Source organism: Gordonia namibiensis NBRC 108229 (assembly GCF_000298235.1).
Lineage (GTDB): Bacteria > Actinomycetota > Actinomycetes > Mycobacteriales > Mycobacteriaceae > Gordonia > Gordonia namibiensis.
On sequence record NZ_BAHE01000015.1, the window covers coordinates 46,534 to 60,860 of the forward strand.

The window sequence follows — 14,327 nt, forward strand, 5'->3', positions numbered from 1 at the left end:
CCCGATCCGGGACGGCGTCGACTCGACGCGGGTGGTCTTGCGGGCGGGGCCGGAATCCACCGTCGCCGAGGCACTGCTGGCGTCGCCGAGCCTTGCGGGTCTCGGGATCGAGGAATTGCACGCCCGTGCCGTGGCCGGCGAGATCGTCGATGCCGACGGTCGGCCCGTCGACCTCGACGCGCCGTCGCGATTGAACGTCTCGCTCTACCTGTACCGCGACCTGCCCGACGAGGTCCCGATCCCGTTCGACGTGCCGGTGCTCTACCGCGACGAGAACATCGTCGTCGTGGACAAACCGCACTTCCTGTCCACCATGCCGCGGGGGCGGCACGTGACGCAGACCGCGCTGGTCCGGCTACGCCGCGAACTGGGCAGCGACACGATCTCGCCGGCCCACCGCCTCGACCGGCTCACCGCCGGTGTACTGCTCTTCACGCTGCGTCCCGAGGTCCGGGCGGCGTACCAGGACCTCTTCGCCTCCCGGTCGGCACGCAAGGAGTACCGCGCGCTGGCGCCGGTCGACGAGCGACTCGCCGAGACCGTCACCGTGCGCGACCGGATCGAGAAAACCGCCGGTGACCTGCGGGCTCGCGTCGTCGATGGCCCGGTCAATGCCATCAGCGACATCGCCCTCGTCGAACAGACCGAACGCGGCGGCGTCTACCGGCTGGTGCCGCACACCGGACGCACCCATCAGCTGCGGTTGCACATGTCGTCGCTCGGTGTGCCGATCGCGGACGACCCGCTGTATCCCGAGGTCCGGCCCGAACTCGCGGAGCGCCCGGACCACGGAGACTTCTCGGCCCCGCTACGGCTCGTCGCACATGCTCTCGAGTTCACGGACCCGCTCGACGGAACGGAGCGTCGGTTCGAGAGCCGTCGCTCGGTGGCGTTCTGAAAACCGCCCCCGAAATCCACCCCTGACTTCGACCCTCCAGCGAACCGGCGCCGACATATCGTCCGCGGTGGACTCCTGGAGGGTCGATGTCAGGGGCGTTTTTCAGCGGCGGACCTCGATACGGCCCTCGGCTCGCGCCTCGGACCTACTCGGCCGGCGGGGTGATGGTCCCTCGGCTTGCGCCTCGGACCTACTCGGCCGGCGGGGTGGCGGGCCCTCGGCTTGCGCCTCGGACCTACTCGGCCGGCGTAGGTGGCGGGCCCTCGGCTTGCGCCTCGGACCTACTCGGTCGGCGGGGTGGCGGGCCCTCGGCTCGCGCCTCGGACCTACTCGGCCGGCGGGGTGGCGGGCTCTCGGCTTGCGCCTCGGACCTACTCGGCCGGCGGGGTGACGACCCTCGGGCTGGCGGAAACGCTGGTTGAGTAGCCGAGGAGCGCAGCGACGAGGCGTATCGAAACCACTACCCTGGCGACCGTGACCATCCGCGCGTCGTACGAACGACACCCCGACCTGGGCTGCGAGGCCGTCGTGTTCATTGACGACGAGTCGCTGGCGTGTTTCCAGATCCAGCGGGACCTCACCGGCGGCCCGCGCGCCGACGAACACTGCGTCACCACCGGGGCGAGTGCGCCCGTCTACGGCGGGATCGTCGAGTGGCGTCGCGTCGGCGACCGTTTCGAGTTCTCGCTCACACGACGGGCCGGTCATCTGTTCGGGGACGAGGTGCTGTCCTTCGAGATCAGCCCGGTCGACGAGGTGAGCGTCGACGACATCGCCGCGCATGTCGATCGATTGCTGCGCTGACCCGGGGGCTACCCTGGACGGCGTGACGCAACCATTCGATCCCAGCGCATTGTTCGGCGGCGGCCAGGGCGGCGAGAACCCGATGGCGGGTCTGCTGGCACAGGCGCAGCAGATGCAGGAGAAGCTCCTGTCCGCACAGAACGAGATCGCCGCGGCGGAGATCGTCGGGAGCGCGGGCAACGGCCTGGTCACCGTGACCGGCAACGGCACCGGCGAGGTGACCGCGGTGTCCATCGACCCCAAGGTCGTCGACCCCGAGGACGTCGAAACCCTTCAGGATCTGCTGCTCGGCGCGCTCTCCGACCTGTCGCAGAAGCGCGAGCAGCTCACGAGCGAGAAGATGGGCCCGCTGGCCGGAGGCCTCGGCGGCGGCATCCCCGGGCTCGGCGGCTGATCGCGCCCGCCGCGCGATCCTTCCCACCACACCAGAGAACCCGGGCACGCGATGTATGAAGGACCGATCCAGGATCTGATCGACGAACTGGCCAAGCAGCCGGGGCTCGGTCCGAAGGGTGCGCAGCGGATTGCATTCCACCTGCTCGCCGGGGAGAAGTCCGACATCGACCGGCTCGTCGCGGCGCTCGGTCGCGTCCGCGACGACGTCGTGTTCTGCGCCGAATGCGGCAACGTTTCGGCGAATCGGCTGTGCCGCATCTGCTCCGACTCACGACGGGACGCCACCAAGATCTGCGTCGTCGAAGAACCCAAGGACGTTCACGCGATCGAGCGGACCAAGGAGTTCACCGGCCGCTATCACGTGCTCGGCGGGGCCCTCGATCCGTTGTCGGGGATCGGACCCGACCAGCTTCGCATCCGGGAGCTGCTGCGTCGGCTCGCCAATCAGGAGGACGGGGTCGACGTCAGCGAGGTGATCGTTGCGACCGACCCCAACACCGAGGGCGAGGCCACCGCCACCTACCTGCAGCGCATGCTCAAAGACTTCCCCGGGCTGTCGGTGACGCGCCTGGCGTCGGGTCTGCCGATGGGCGGCGACCTCGAGTTCGCCGACGAACTGACCCTCGGCCGGGCGCTGTCGGGCCGTCGAATCCTGGCCTGAGGACCAAACGCAGACGGTTCTCGTGTGCCCGGCTAGGGTCGGGGAGTGATATCGCTGAAGCGGGGGCGTCAACGAGTCCGGGTGATCGCGCTGGTCGTGGCCGCGGTGGCCGCGGCCGGTCTGCTGGAGACGGCGCGCGCCGTGCCGCCCGCGGCGGCTGCGGAAGCCGAACTGGACTGGACGTCGTGTCCCGCCGTCCACGGTGTCCCGGCGAACGTCCGTTGCGCTGCGGTCGAGGTCCCGCTGGATCACGCCGATCCGAGCGGACCCACGATCGAGCTCCTCGTGAGTCGCATTCCCGCGCGGGAACCGTCGCAGCGGCGCGGTGTGCTGATGGGCAATCCGGGAGGTCCCGGCGGCGACGCGATCGCGATGTTCAGTCAGCTGCGTGTGCCGGACGAGGTACGCGACCAGTGGGATCTCGTTGCGGTGCAGCCCCGGGGCCTGGTGTCGGGCACGCCGCTCAAGTGTTCGCCGATCAGCGGGTCGGAACCCGAGATCTACACCGCCGCAGGCAAACTCAACCGTGATCGATGTGCGCGGCGCACGCCCGGCCTGGGGTCGACACTGACCACGGAGAACACCGCGCGTGACATCGAGGTGGTTCGCCGGAAGCTCGGCGAGACCAAGATCAGTCTGTACGGGATCTCCTACGGGACATTGCTCTTCGGGACCTACGCAACGTTGTTCCCCAAGCGTGTCGACCGGTTGGTCCTCGATTCCGGCTTCGACCCCAGTCTGGTGTGGAACGCTCTCCTCGACGCGCAGACCCCCGGATACAAGGCTCGCGTCCACGCCATGATGGCGTGGATAGCGGGTCACGACCACATCTACCGGCTGGGGACGACTCCGCTTGCCGTGTATCGGAAGTGGAGCGACCGGGTCAGTGCCGAGGCGGGTGTTCCGCCGTCACTGGTCGCGCCGCCGGCACAGGTCGGGGACGTTCCGCCGGGCCTCCGTGCCGTCGCCGACCAGTACATCGCCGGCACCGACCTCACCGCGGATGCGCGTGCACGGTTCGAGAACTTCGCCGCGACACTGCTGACACCCGGTTCGGTACAGGCGAATTCGGGGCTGCTGATCCTGACGCAGGCGTTCGCGCCCGATCGGAACAGCTGGCCGGTCATCGCGATGATGACGGCCGGTACAACCCGAAAGCTCGCCGAGCCCCCACCCGCGGTGCTCGAAGCCGCGTCGATCTCACAGGACATGCAGGGTGCCGTCCTGTGCAACGAGAACCAGGCACCGGCTGACCCGTCGTCGAGCCTCGCCGCGTTCATCACCGGCTACGTCACCGCCGATCCGTTCGAGGCGCCCGGCTTGATCTACCGGTCGGGGATGGCCTGTGCGGGAGCTGCTCCGCTCACCCGTCCGATCCCGATCCGGAATCGTGGACTCGCCGTCCGCCCCTTGCAGATCCAGAGTGTCGGGGACCCCCAGACGCCGTATCGCGGCAGCCTCGTCATGCGCCGGCAGATGGACAGCCACCTGATCACCGTGGGCGGCGGCGACCATGGGCAGTTGGGCCGTGCGAACCGGCCGCTCGACGCCGCGATCGCCGAGTACCTGCGGACCGGTCGGACAGACGTGACCCGGGTCCCGGAGGCGCCGATCACCGCGCCGTTGACGAAGCTCCCGGCGGGCCTGTTCACGGGTGTGAGGGTGCGGTGACGGCGTCCGACATCGTCGCCCCGGCGATCGGTGCGCGGGTCGCCGAACTCGCCGCCCAGCTCGACTCGGGGATCGTCGCGATCGACGGCCCGTCCGGGGCCGGGAAGTCGACGGTCGCCGATCTGCTGGTGGCGCAGCTACGCGAACGGGGCGCCGGGGTGACGCTGGTGCGCACCGACGACTTCGCGACCTGGGACGATCCGGTTGCCTGGTGGCCCGAGCTGGAAGCGGATGTGCTGCATTCCTTCGGCCGGCGACGGGACTACCGCTACCGTCCCCGAGTGTGGCGCGACGGCGTCGCGACGCCGGGACCTCAGGTGTGGATCGAGTGGCAGCCGCTGCTGATCATCGAGGGGGTGTCATCGGCGCGGCGCCGGATCGCCGACCGGTTGGCCCACGCCCTGTGGCTCGACGGCGGAACCGAGGCGGAACGTCTGGAGCGGGCCGTCGCGCGGGACGGCGAGAAGTCACGGGTGCACCTGCAGCAATGGCAGGAGTTCGAACGCGGCTGGTTCGCCGTCGACCGCACCCGCGAACGCTGCGTCGTGCTGGATTGAGCGACCGGCCGCCGCTCGCGGTTACTGTCGGATATGGGCACCCGACGGCGGTTTCGTGATCTTGCGGAGCTCGACGCGCAGCTGATCGATTGTCGCGCATGCCCGAGGCTCGTCGAATGGCGCGAACAGGTGGCACGGGAGAAGCGGCGGGCGTTCGCCGATCAGGAATACTGGGGACGGCCGGTCCCGGGCATCGGTCCGGCGGATGCGCGGTTGCTGATCGTGGGGCTGGCCCCGGCCGCCCATGGCGGCAATCGCACCGGCCGGATGTTCACCGGTGACCAATCCGGTGACTTCCTGTTCTCCGCCATGTATCTCGCCGGTCTGGTGAGCCAGCCGCATTCGGTGTCGATGGACGACGGACTGGAACTGTTCGACACCCGGATCACCGCGCCCGTGCACTGCGCTCCGCCGCAGAACAAGCCGACCGTCGAAGAACGGGACCGGTGCTCGCACTGGCTGCACGGTGAGCTCGAATTGCTCGCTCCGACAGTCCGTTCGGTGATCACTCTGGGGGCCTTCGGTTGGCAGTCGACGCTGCGTACGTTCGGCGCACTCGGCTGGACGGTGCCGCGGCCGGCGCCGAAGTTCGGGCACGGGGCGTCGACGATCCTGACCCGCGACGATGCGAACCTCGAGGTGTTCGGGTGCTATCACGTCAGTCAGCACAACACCTTCACCGGACGGCTGACCGTCGAGATGCTCGTGGACGTGCTGAAGACGGCGGCGAGGTCAGCGGGGATTGACCTGGGGGAGTAAGTGGTACGAGTGGTTTCGACACGGCTCCTCGCTGCGCTCGTCGCCTGCTCAACCAGCGGAGTCTCCCGTCCTCGCTGCGCTCGTCGCCTGCTCAACCAGCGGGGTCTCCCGTCCTCGCTGCGCTCGTGGACGTGCTGAAAGCCGCCGCGGCATCGGCGGGAATCGCGTTGGGGGAGTGACGACTCCGGTTGGTTTCGACACGGCTCCTCGCTGCGCTCGTCGCCTGCTCAACCAGCGGATTCCTTTGCCGGCCGAGTAGGTTCGAGGGGCTACCCGAGGGCCGTATCGAGGTCAGGTGGCGCCTAGCGCCGACGCCCGGCGGCGAGGCGTTCCTTGCGCAGGCGGCTGACCTCCGGGAGGTCGAGCGGCGCAAGCGATTCGACGCCCATCGCCGTGGCGAGGAGGTGATCGGCGAGTTCCGGGTTCCGGGCCAGGGCCGGACCGTGCATGTAGGTGCCGATCACGCTGCCCTGCACGACGCCCTCGGTGCCGTCGCCGACGCCGTTGCCGATGCCGTGCTTGACCCGCCCGAGCGGTTTGGCGTCGGAGCCCAATGTGGTTCCGCCGCGGTGGTTCTCGAAACCGGTGAGCGGTTCGGTGAGGGCGGCGAGGGAGGGGTCGATGACCAGCTCGCCGATGCTGCGCTTCTCCTGCGGTGCGGTGGTCAGGTCGAACAGCGAGATGCCGTCGACCCGTTCACCTGCCGAGGTCTCGTACCAGTGGCCGAGTACCTGGATGGCCGCGCAGATCGCGAGGACCGGGCGTCCCGCCGCAGCGGCCTGCTGCAGGCCGGGGTAGCGGGTCAGGTGGCGGGTGGCGAGACGCTGCGCGTAATCTTCGGCGCCGCCGAGGGTGTAGACGTCGAGGGAGTCCGGCACCGGGTCGTCGAGCGTGATGTGCACGACCTCGGCGTCGATGCCGCGCATGAGAGCGCGACGCTTGAGGACGAGGGCGTTGCCGCCGTCGCCGTAGGTACCCATGACGTCGGGCAGGACCAGCCCGATCCGCAGCGTCGACTCGCTCACTGTTCGGCCTTTCGTGCACGTGCCGCGCGTTCCATGGCGATCCCGAGATCGCGGAACGCGGTGTAGTTGGCCAGTACCTCGACGCGTCCGGGTGGACACGAGGCGATCGCCGCCATCGGGTCGGGGATCGTGGTGTGCTCGGCACCTGCGTAGAGCAGGCGCACCGACAGGTCGGCGGCCCGCTCGCCGGCGGCGACCACCTGCATCGTTTCGAAGGCCTCGAATCGCACGTCCCACAGCCATGAGAGGTCCTCGCCGTCGGGAACCTGTCCGTTGACCGCGATGACCAGTCCGTCGGCGTCCTGGTCGATCATCGACAGGGCCTCCTGCCAACCGGCCGGGTTCTTCGCGAGAAGCGTACGGACGGAGTGGTTGCCGATCTGGTGAACGCCGTAGCGGCCCGCGACCTCGCCGACCGTCCCGACCGCGGCGACGGCCTTTCCAGGGTCTGCGCCCATCGCGACGGCGGCCGCCACCGCCTGGGTCGCGTTACCGCGGTTGGCCCGGCCCGGGACGGCCAGGGTCAGCGGGGCCGAGAAGCCGTTGGGGCCGTAGATGTTCTCGTCGTCGAACCACCAGTCGGGAGTGGGTCGACGGAAGTTCTCGTCGCCGGTGGACTGCCAGCCGTCCGCGGACCGCACGATCGGCTCGCCGGTACGGGGACAGCTCACCGAGTCGCCGACCCAACTCGCGCCCGCAGCCACCCAGACCACGTGCGGAGCGTCGAAGGCGGCGGAGGTGACCAGCACGTCGTCGCAGTTCGCGACCACGGTGGTCGACGGGTGACTGGCGATGCCCTCGCGGAGCCTGCGCTCGATCATGTTGATCTCGCCGACCCGGTCGAGCTGATCCCGCGACAGGTTCAGCAGGACCAGCACCTCGGGATCGACCGCGTCGCTGACATGCGGCACGTGGAGTTCGTCGACCTCCAGCGCACACAGCGGCGCGGTGCGGCTGAGGGTGAGGGTCGCGATGATGCCGGCGTCCATGTTGGCGCCGTCGGCCTGTGTGGCGACCTCGCCGAGTTCGGCCATCGCCGCGGCGGTCATCCGGGTGGTCGTCGACTTGCCGTTGGTGCCGGTGACGATCGCGGAGCGTTTGCCGGCGGCGAGACGGCGCATGATGTCGGGATCGATCTTGGCGGCGACGAGGCCGCCGATCATCGAACCCTTGCCGCGGCCCGCGGTGCGCGAGGCCCAGCGAGCCGCTGCGGCCGCGGCCAACGCGACCGAGGTGCGGGCGGGCACACGGGTGCTTTTGCGAGATGCGGATCCGGCGGACGATGGGCGGTCGGGCATGGCCACGAGTGTTCCACAGCGTCGATCCCCGGGTTGCTCGTGCTGACCGCCGACCAGCAAGTAGGCTCGGCGACTGTGAGCCGTGACACCCATCTGAGCCTGTCCCTGCCCGCGCGAATCCAGCGGGGCGTGCTGATCGCCGCGGGAAAGATTCCCGACGCCGCGATGGCCGTCCTCGGCCGGCGGGCGCCGGTGAACTCCGACGGCGAACGGGTTGCGCCCGAACTCGCCGCGATCGGCTGGGCCAACCAGCACGTCCCCGGCCTCAACCCGTTCGCGGGCGAGGTCGCCCGGTCACGCTTCGCGACCGACGAGAGCGGCGCGTCGATGGCGGAGAACCTGCCGCCCATGGCGGTCGAGGAAGACCTGGTCATCGACGGTCCGGACGGTCCGATCCCGGCCACGCGCTACCGGTCGTCGACCGAGTCGGACGGGCTCATCGTCTACTACCACGGCGGTGGCTTCGTCACGGGCAGCCGCATCAGCCACGACACCTTCGTGCGCCGGCTCGCCCACGGCACCGGACTCGACGTCCTGTCGGTCGAGTACCGGCTCGCACCCGAGCACCCGTTCCCCGCCGGCGTCGACGACGCCGTCGCGGCCTGGCACTTCGCCGTCGACATCGCACCGAGGTGGGGTCTCGACCCCGAGCGGATCGTGGTCGCCGGTGACAGCGCGGGCGGCAACCTGGCGACCGTGGTCGCACGACTCGTCCGTGACGAGCCGATCACACCGGTCTTCCAGTTGCTCATCTACCCGGTCACCGACGCCACCGCGGACACCCCCTCGCGTCGTGAGTTCGCGAACGGGTACTTCCTGACCAGGGACGGCATCGAGTGGTTCAACGACCGCTACGTGCCCGACGTCGCGCAGCGCAAGGACCCGCGTTGTTCGCCGCTGCTCGCCGACGACCTCAGCGGACTGCCGCCGGCTCACGTCGTCGTCGCCGGCTTCGACCCGTTGCGCGACGAAGGCCTCGCCTACGCCAAGCGGCTCGAGGAGGCGGGGGTCCCGGTCACGCTGCGTCGGGAGGGGTCGATGATCCACGGGTTCATCAACATGACGCTCATCAGCTCCGGTGCACGCGCGGCGGTGGACCGGATGTGTGCCGAGGTCCGGAGAGCCCTCGAGGAGGCAGCGTCGGCGGGCCAGGAGGAGATCGCCGGCTAGCGGTCGCGGGCGGCTGTCGCAGCGCACGTGAGGTCGTCGTCGGTTGACGGCACCGTGCTCGTGGTGTCCGCGCCAGGGTCGGTGATGCTCGTGGTAGCCGTGGCCGCTGCTGCAGCCTCGGCCGCAACCCGCCGGCGTCTGCGCGACTGCGGCCGGGCCATCACGCCGACCGCGCAGCCGGAGACGACGATCACGGCACCGACGATCTCGCCGACCGTCGGGACCTCGCCGAGGAAGACGAACGACGCGCTGATGCCCACCACAGGCACGAGCAGCGACATCGGCGACACCCGGCTGGCGTCGTTGCGGCTCAGGAGCACGGTCCACAGGCCCGCGCCGACGAGGGTCCCCAGCGCGGCCAGGTAGATGAGTCCGCCGAGCGCACGCAGCCCGGTGTCCGTGCCGATCGTCATCAGCGCGTCGAAGCCCGCGGACGGCCCCTCGATGATCAGGCTCGCCAGGTAGAGCGGCGGAGTTGCGACGACGGCCATCCACATGGTCATGCGGAACGAGTCGTCGGGCTGCGCCAGCCGGCCGCCGATGTTGCCGATCGCCCAGCTGAGGCCGCCGAGGATGGTGAGTCCGATCGGGAGGAGTGCGGCCACACCGATGTCGCTGCCGGTGGCACGGTCGAAGGCGATCAGACCCATGCCGCCGACGGCGACCAGCAGGCCCACCACCTGGGCGACCGTCATCCGCTCACGCAGGAACAGCACGCCGAGGATCACCGTGAAGGGCGCCGATGTCTGCAGGACGAGCGAGGCCAGTCCGGCCGGCATGCCCAGGCTCATCGCCAGGAACAGGAACATGAACTGCACCGACCCGAACCCCGCCACGTAGACGAAGAACCACTTGAGCCGGACCTTCGGGAAGCGCACGAACAGGATGACCGGGATCGCCATGACGGCGAAGCGCAGCGCAGCCAGGAAGAACGGCGGGAAGTGTTCGAGACCGAGGTGGATCGCCACGAAGTTCAGTCCCCACAAGAACACGACACAGAGGGCGAGCAATCGGTCACGAGTCGACATGGTCACCATCGTCCGAGTCAGTGCCATGAAGAACAATCGAATTTAAACGGAAGGATTGTTCAGATCTACTGAACAATCCTTCCTCGGTGCGCGTCAGCGTGTCACTGCTGCGCGGCGGCGACCTGCGCCCGCACGTCGTCCATGTCGAGTGCCTCGACCGCGCCGATGAGCTCCTCGAGCTGTGCGGCGGGGAGTGCTCCCGGCTGGTTGAAGACGAGGATGCCGTCGCGGAAGGCCATCAGTGTCGGAATCGACTGGATGCCAAGGCTTCCGGCGAGCTGCTGCTCCGCCTCGGTGTCGATCTTGCCGAAGAAGATGTCGGAGTGGGCCTCCGAGGCCTTCTCGAAGACCGGGCCGAACATGCGGCACGGGCCACACCAGCTCGCCCAGAAGTCGAGCAGCACGATGCCGTCGGCCTCGATGGTGGGTTGGAAGGTTTCCAGGGTCACGTCTTGTGTTGCCATGACCCGCACAACGGATACGGGGGTGGAGACATTCCTTGCCGGGGCCCTTCGAGCTCGTCGCTGCGCTCCTCGCACCTCAGGGGGCTGGGCGGGCACGTCGCTGCGCCCCTCGCACCTCAAGGGGCTGGGCGGGCTCGTCGCTGCGCTCCTCGCAACTCGGTACCTTTGGCGCATGGAGGTCCGTCGGCTGCGATTGTTGCGTGAGTTCGCCGATCGTGAGTCGATCGGCGCGGTCGCCGACGCGATGCACATGACGCCGTCGGCGGTGTCGCAGCAGCTGAAGGTGCTCGCCGACGAGGCCGGCGTGCCGCTGTTCGAACCGGACGGCCGGCGCATCCGGCTGACCGAGGCGGGCCGCGCGCTGGTCCTGCGCGCCGACGAGGTGATCGCCGCGGTCGAGCGGGCCCAGGAGGAGATGGCGTCGTATCGGTCGGGCCGGGCGCGCGTGCGGCTCGCGATGTTCCCGTCGGGGTCGACGCTGTTGCTGCCGACCGTTCTCGATCGGGCCGCCGAATCCGGGATCGAGGTGCACGCCTTCCATCTCGACGTCGGGTGCTCCGACGCCGCTCCTGCTCTCGCGGATTTCGACGTCGTCGTGACCCACCGGGACGAGCGGACACCCGCGGTCAACAAGTCGCGCGTGTGGGTCGCCGAGCTGATGCGCGAACCGGTCGACGTGATCGTCCCCGTCGACAGTCCGCTCGCCGATGCCGACGAGGTGGCGGTGTCCGAGCTCGCCGAACACGATTGGATCAGCGTCGAGGGCGGATTCCCGGTCGACGATGTGCTGCAGTCGATCTCGGCGGTGACCGGGGTCGCGCCCCGGGTCACCCAACGCATGCTGGACTTCACCACCATCGAGGCGCTCGTCGCCGGCGGTCACGGGATCGCACTGATGCCGCGGTTCGCCGTCCGTCATCCGGAGGTGAAACGTCTGGAACTCAAAGGGGTTCGGGCGGCCCGGGTGTACGAGGCGTTGGCGCGGCCACGGTCCCGATCGGCGGTCCAGCAGGTCGTCGAACACCTGACGGCTGCGGGCGCCGAACACGGTCAGTGAACGAAAAAGGCCGGTGGGTCACGCATTCCGCGTGACCCACCGGCCTTGTGGTTCGATTCCGGGATCAGACGCCCAGGCTCTTGCCGACGATGTCCTTCATGATCTCGGTGGTGCCACCGAAGATCGTCTGGATGCGGGCATCGGTGTAGGCGCGGGCCACACGGTACTCGTTCATGTAGCCGTAGCCGCCGTGCAGCTGCAGGCAACTGTCAATGACGCGCTTGGCGAGCTCGGTGCACCACCATTTGTTCTTGGAGGCGTCGATGGCGTCGAGTTCACCGTCGAGCACGCCCTGCAGGCAGCGGTCGATGTAGACCTCGGCGATGTCGAGCTCGGTGGCCATCTCGGCGAGCGTGAAGCGGTTCGCCTGGAAGGTGCCGATGGGGCGACCGAATGCCTTGCGGTCCTTGGTGTACTGCAGGGTCTCCTCGAAGATCGCGCGTGCACCGGCGATCGCGCCGATGCCGATCGACAGACGCTCGGACGGCAGGTTCTGCATGAGGTGGTAGAAGCCCATGCCCTCCTGGCCGAGCAGGTTCTCGACCGGGACGCGCACGTTGTTGAAGTGCAGCTCGGCCGTGTCCTGCGCCTTGAGACCCATCTTGTCGAGCTTGCGACCGCGCTCGAAGCCCTCCATGCCACGCTCGACGACCAGCAGCGAGAACGCCTTGTGGCCGGCCGCGGGGTCCGGGTTGGTGCGGCACACGACCACGACGAGGTCGGAGTTGATGCCCGACGAGATGAAGGTCTTGTTGCCGTTGAGGACGTAGTGATCGCCCTCCAGCTTCGCCGAGGTCTTGATGCCGGCGAGGTCCGACCCGGCACCCGGCTCGGTCATCGCGACGGCGAGGATCGTCTCACCGGTGGCGATGCCCGGCATCCAACGCTTCTTCTGCTCGTCGTTGGCCAGATGGACGAAGTACGGTGCGACGACGTCGTTCTGGAGGCTCAGGCCGGGAGCCGCGCCGTCGAACTTGGCGAACTCCTCGACGACGACCGCGTTGAAGCGGAAGTCGTCCATGGCGCCGCCGCCGCCGTACTCCTCCGGGATGTTGAAGCCCAGGAGGCCCGCCTCGCCGGCCTTCTTGAAGATCTCACGGTCGACCTGACCGGCCTTGGTCCACTCCTCGTTGTACGGACCGCACTCGCGGATCAGGAAGTTGCGCGCGGTTTCCCGCAGGGCCTCGTGCTCGTCTTCGAAGATCTTGCGCTTCATGGATTTTCTCCCTTTCGTGGACCGTAACTCGTTGTGTCAGTCGTTGTTGTTCGTGTCCTGCGCACCCACGACCCGCAGGGCGATCGAGGCGTAGGACGCCGCGACCTCTGCGGGTGTGCGAGCACCGGACGGGCGGTACCAGGTGGTGACCGCTTGGCAGGCGCCGAACAGATAGCGCAGGACGTCTTTGACGTCCTGGTCGAATCGGAACTCGCCCGAGTCCAGGCCTGCCTGGATGACGTCGGCGAGCATGTTCTCGGTCTCGGTCCGCATCGCGATGTAGGGCTCGCGGCGCGGGTCCTCCGGGTCGAGATGGCGGAACTCGCTTGCGACACTGGCCAGCTCGAGATCGCTGGTCATGTGCAGAACGATGGACTCGATCGCGTTCGACAGCTTCTCGCTCGGCGTGCGCCCTTCCTCGATCGCTGCTCCGACCCAGGCGAGGACCGACGTCATCGCCGCTTCGAGCAACTCCACGAGGATGCCGAGCTTGTTGTCGTGGTGGTAGTAGAGCGTCGGCAGGGACACCCCGGCGCGCGACGCGATGTCGCGGATCGAGGTTCCGTGGAACCCGCGCTCGTAGAACGCGCGCTTCGCCGCGACGAGTGTCGTCGGCAGCGGCACCGGCTCGCGCCGCCGCCAGTCCAACCCCTCGGTGTCGACCGTGAACCGTTTTCCGGCAGCGGCTTTCGCTGAGTCAGACACGTTCGATGATCGTGGCTTCGGGCATGGGTTTCCTCCGTGTGGTGTCGCGAACCGGTGCGGACCCAGCATGGCGCCCATCACTTTATCTAACGATCGTTATACAGGTGTAGCACGCATCTGTTCGGCGAATCAACAGGCTCGGAGAGATCCGGCATACGACGACGCCCCCGCCCCGTCGGAAACGGGGCGAGGGCGTCAGCGGATCAGCGGGTCAGATCGCGCCCTTGTCGGCGTCACCTGCGGGAACGGGGGAGAACGTCTTCACGTCCAGCGGGCCGGCCAGCAGCGGCCCGATCTTCTTACCGAGCGCGGTCAACGCCGGTGCGCCGCCGTGGGTGGCCAGCGCCTCGAAGGACTCCCAGCGCTCGATCATGACCAGGTCGGTCGAGTCGCCGGTGGCCTCGTGCAGTGCGTACTTGCCGCAACCGGGCTCGCCGTGCACCTCGGGAATGGCGGCCAGCACCGCGTCGCGGACAGCCTGCTCCTCGCCGGGCTTCGGCGAGATGGTGGCGACGACGATCACTTCGGACATGGGTGGGTACTCCTCGGGATGGGGACGGGATCGCTCGTGACGTTATGGGAGTGCGGTCGTTCGCGTGGCGAAATCGACGATGGTCG

16 protein-coding genes are annotated in these 14,327 nt (G+C 68.7%); 9 read left to right on the forward strand and 7 right to left on the reverse strand.

The genetic code is table 11. The features are described 5' to 3' along the window. Positions 1–31 precede the first annotated feature (31 nt). From GONAM_RS09520 to GONAM_RS09550, 7 genes are all read left to right on the forward strand, one after another. Entirely contained in the window at positions 32–898 is an 867-nt protein-coding gene (locus GONAM_RS09520) for a pseudouridine synthase (RefSeq protein WP_006866540.1), read from the forward strand. 474 nt (positions 899–1,372) lie between these two features. After that, the gene (locus GONAM_RS09525) at positions 1,373–1,702 is read left to right on the forward strand and encodes a hypothetical protein (protein WP_006866541.1); all 330 of its coding nucleotides are present in this window, start codon (positions 1,373–1,375) and stop codon (positions 1,700–1,702) included. Then, on the forward strand, positions 1,680–2,096 hold the full coding sequence (locus GONAM_RS09530; protein ID WP_006866542.1) for a YbaB/EbfC family nucleoid-associated protein: 417 nt from the start codon (positions 1,680–1,682) through the stop codon (positions 2,094–2,096). The genes GONAM_RS09525 and GONAM_RS09530 overlap by 23 nt, the downstream gene beginning before the upstream one ends. A gap of 51 nt (positions 2,097–2,147) precedes the next feature. Beyond that, entirely contained in the window at positions 2,148–2,759 is a 612-nt protein-coding gene (gene recR / locus GONAM_RS09535) for a recombination mediator RecR (RefSeq protein ID WP_006866543.1), read from the forward strand. 81 nt (positions 2,760–2,840) lie between these two features. Continuing rightward, positions 2,841–4,430 (forward strand): alpha/beta fold hydrolase, encoded by a 1,590-nt coding sequence (locus GONAM_RS09540; RefSeq protein WP_006866544.1) that lies wholly within the window; start codon positions 2,841–2,843, stop codon positions 4,428–4,430. Then, the gene (locus GONAM_RS09545) at positions 4,427–4,987 is read left to right on the forward strand and encodes a uridine kinase family protein (RefSeq protein ID WP_006866545.1); all 561 of its coding nucleotides are present in this window, start codon (positions 4,427–4,429) and stop codon (positions 4,985–4,987) included. The genes GONAM_RS09540 and GONAM_RS09545 overlap by 4 nt, the downstream gene beginning before the upstream one ends. Before the next feature lie 33 nt (positions 4,988–5,020). Further along, entirely contained in the window at positions 5,021–5,746 is a 726-nt protein-coding gene (locus GONAM_RS09550; protein ID WP_006866546.1) for a uracil-DNA glycosylase, read from the forward strand. Between the two features lie 302 nt (positions 5,747–6,048). On the opposite strand, the gene GONAM_RS09555 is transcribed toward GONAM_RS09550, so the two are convergent. Then, complete coding sequence (locus GONAM_RS09555) at positions 6,049–6,771, reverse strand: type 1 glutamine amidotransferase (protein WP_040535914.1); 723 nt, start codon at positions 6,769–6,771, stop codon at positions 6,049–6,051. Continuing rightward, on the reverse strand, positions 6,768–8,069 hold the full coding sequence (locus tag GONAM_RS09560) for a MurT ligase domain-containing protein (RefSeq protein WP_083876405.1): 1,302 nt from the start codon (positions 8,067–8,069) through the stop codon (positions 6,768–6,770). The genes GONAM_RS09555 and GONAM_RS09560 overlap by 4 nt, the downstream gene beginning before the upstream one ends. A gap of 75 nt (positions 8,070–8,144) precedes the next feature. Here GONAM_RS09560 and GONAM_RS09565 point away from each other — a divergent pair, with 75 nt between their 5' ends. After that, positions 8,145–9,239 carry an alpha/beta hydrolase gene (locus GONAM_RS09565; RefSeq protein ID WP_006866549.1) on the forward strand — a complete coding sequence of 365 codons (1,095 nt, stop codon included), beginning with the start codon at positions 8,145–8,147 and terminating at the stop codon, positions 9,237–9,239. Here the strand turns inward: GONAM_RS09565 and GONAM_RS09570 are convergent. Further along, entirely contained in the window at positions 9,236–10,267 is a 1,032-nt protein-coding gene (locus GONAM_RS09570; protein WP_006866550.1) for an EamA family transporter, read from the reverse strand. The two genes, GONAM_RS09565 and GONAM_RS09570, sit on opposite strands and share 4 nt — an antisense overlap. A 101-nt stretch (positions 10,268–10,368) precedes the next feature. Next, positions 10,369–10,731 carry a thioredoxin gene (gene trxA / locus GONAM_RS09575; RefSeq protein WP_040535916.1) on the reverse strand — a complete coding sequence of 121 codons (363 nt, stop codon included), beginning with the start codon at positions 10,729–10,731 and terminating at the stop codon, positions 10,369–10,371. 172 nt (positions 10,732–10,903) lie between these two features. On the opposite strand from trxA, the gene GONAM_RS09580 reads away from it, so the two are divergent. Next, positions 10,904–11,788, forward strand: coding sequence for a LysR family transcriptional regulator (locus tag GONAM_RS09580; RefSeq protein ID WP_006866552.1), 885 nt, complete (start codon positions 10,904–10,906; stop codon positions 11,786–11,788). Positions 11,789–11,852: 64 nt separating this feature from the next. Here the strand turns inward: GONAM_RS09580 and GONAM_RS09585 are convergent, their stop codons facing one another. From GONAM_RS09585 to GONAM_RS09595, 3 genes are all read right to left on the reverse strand, one after another. Further along, a complete protein-coding gene (locus GONAM_RS09585; protein ID WP_006866553.1) occupies positions 11,853–13,004 on the reverse strand; it encodes an acyl-CoA dehydrogenase family protein in 1,152 nt (383 codons plus the stop codon). A gap of 36 nt (positions 13,005–13,040) precedes the next feature. Next, entirely contained in the window at positions 13,041–13,709 is a 669-nt protein-coding gene (locus GONAM_RS09590) for a TetR/AcrR family transcriptional regulator (protein WP_006866554.1), read from the reverse strand. Between the two features lie 211 nt (positions 13,710–13,920). Next, entirely contained in the window at positions 13,921–14,241 is a 321-nt protein-coding gene (locus tag GONAM_RS09595) for a putative quinol monooxygenase (protein ID WP_006866555.1), read from the reverse strand. Between the last annotated feature and the right edge of the window lie 86 nt (positions 14,242–14,327).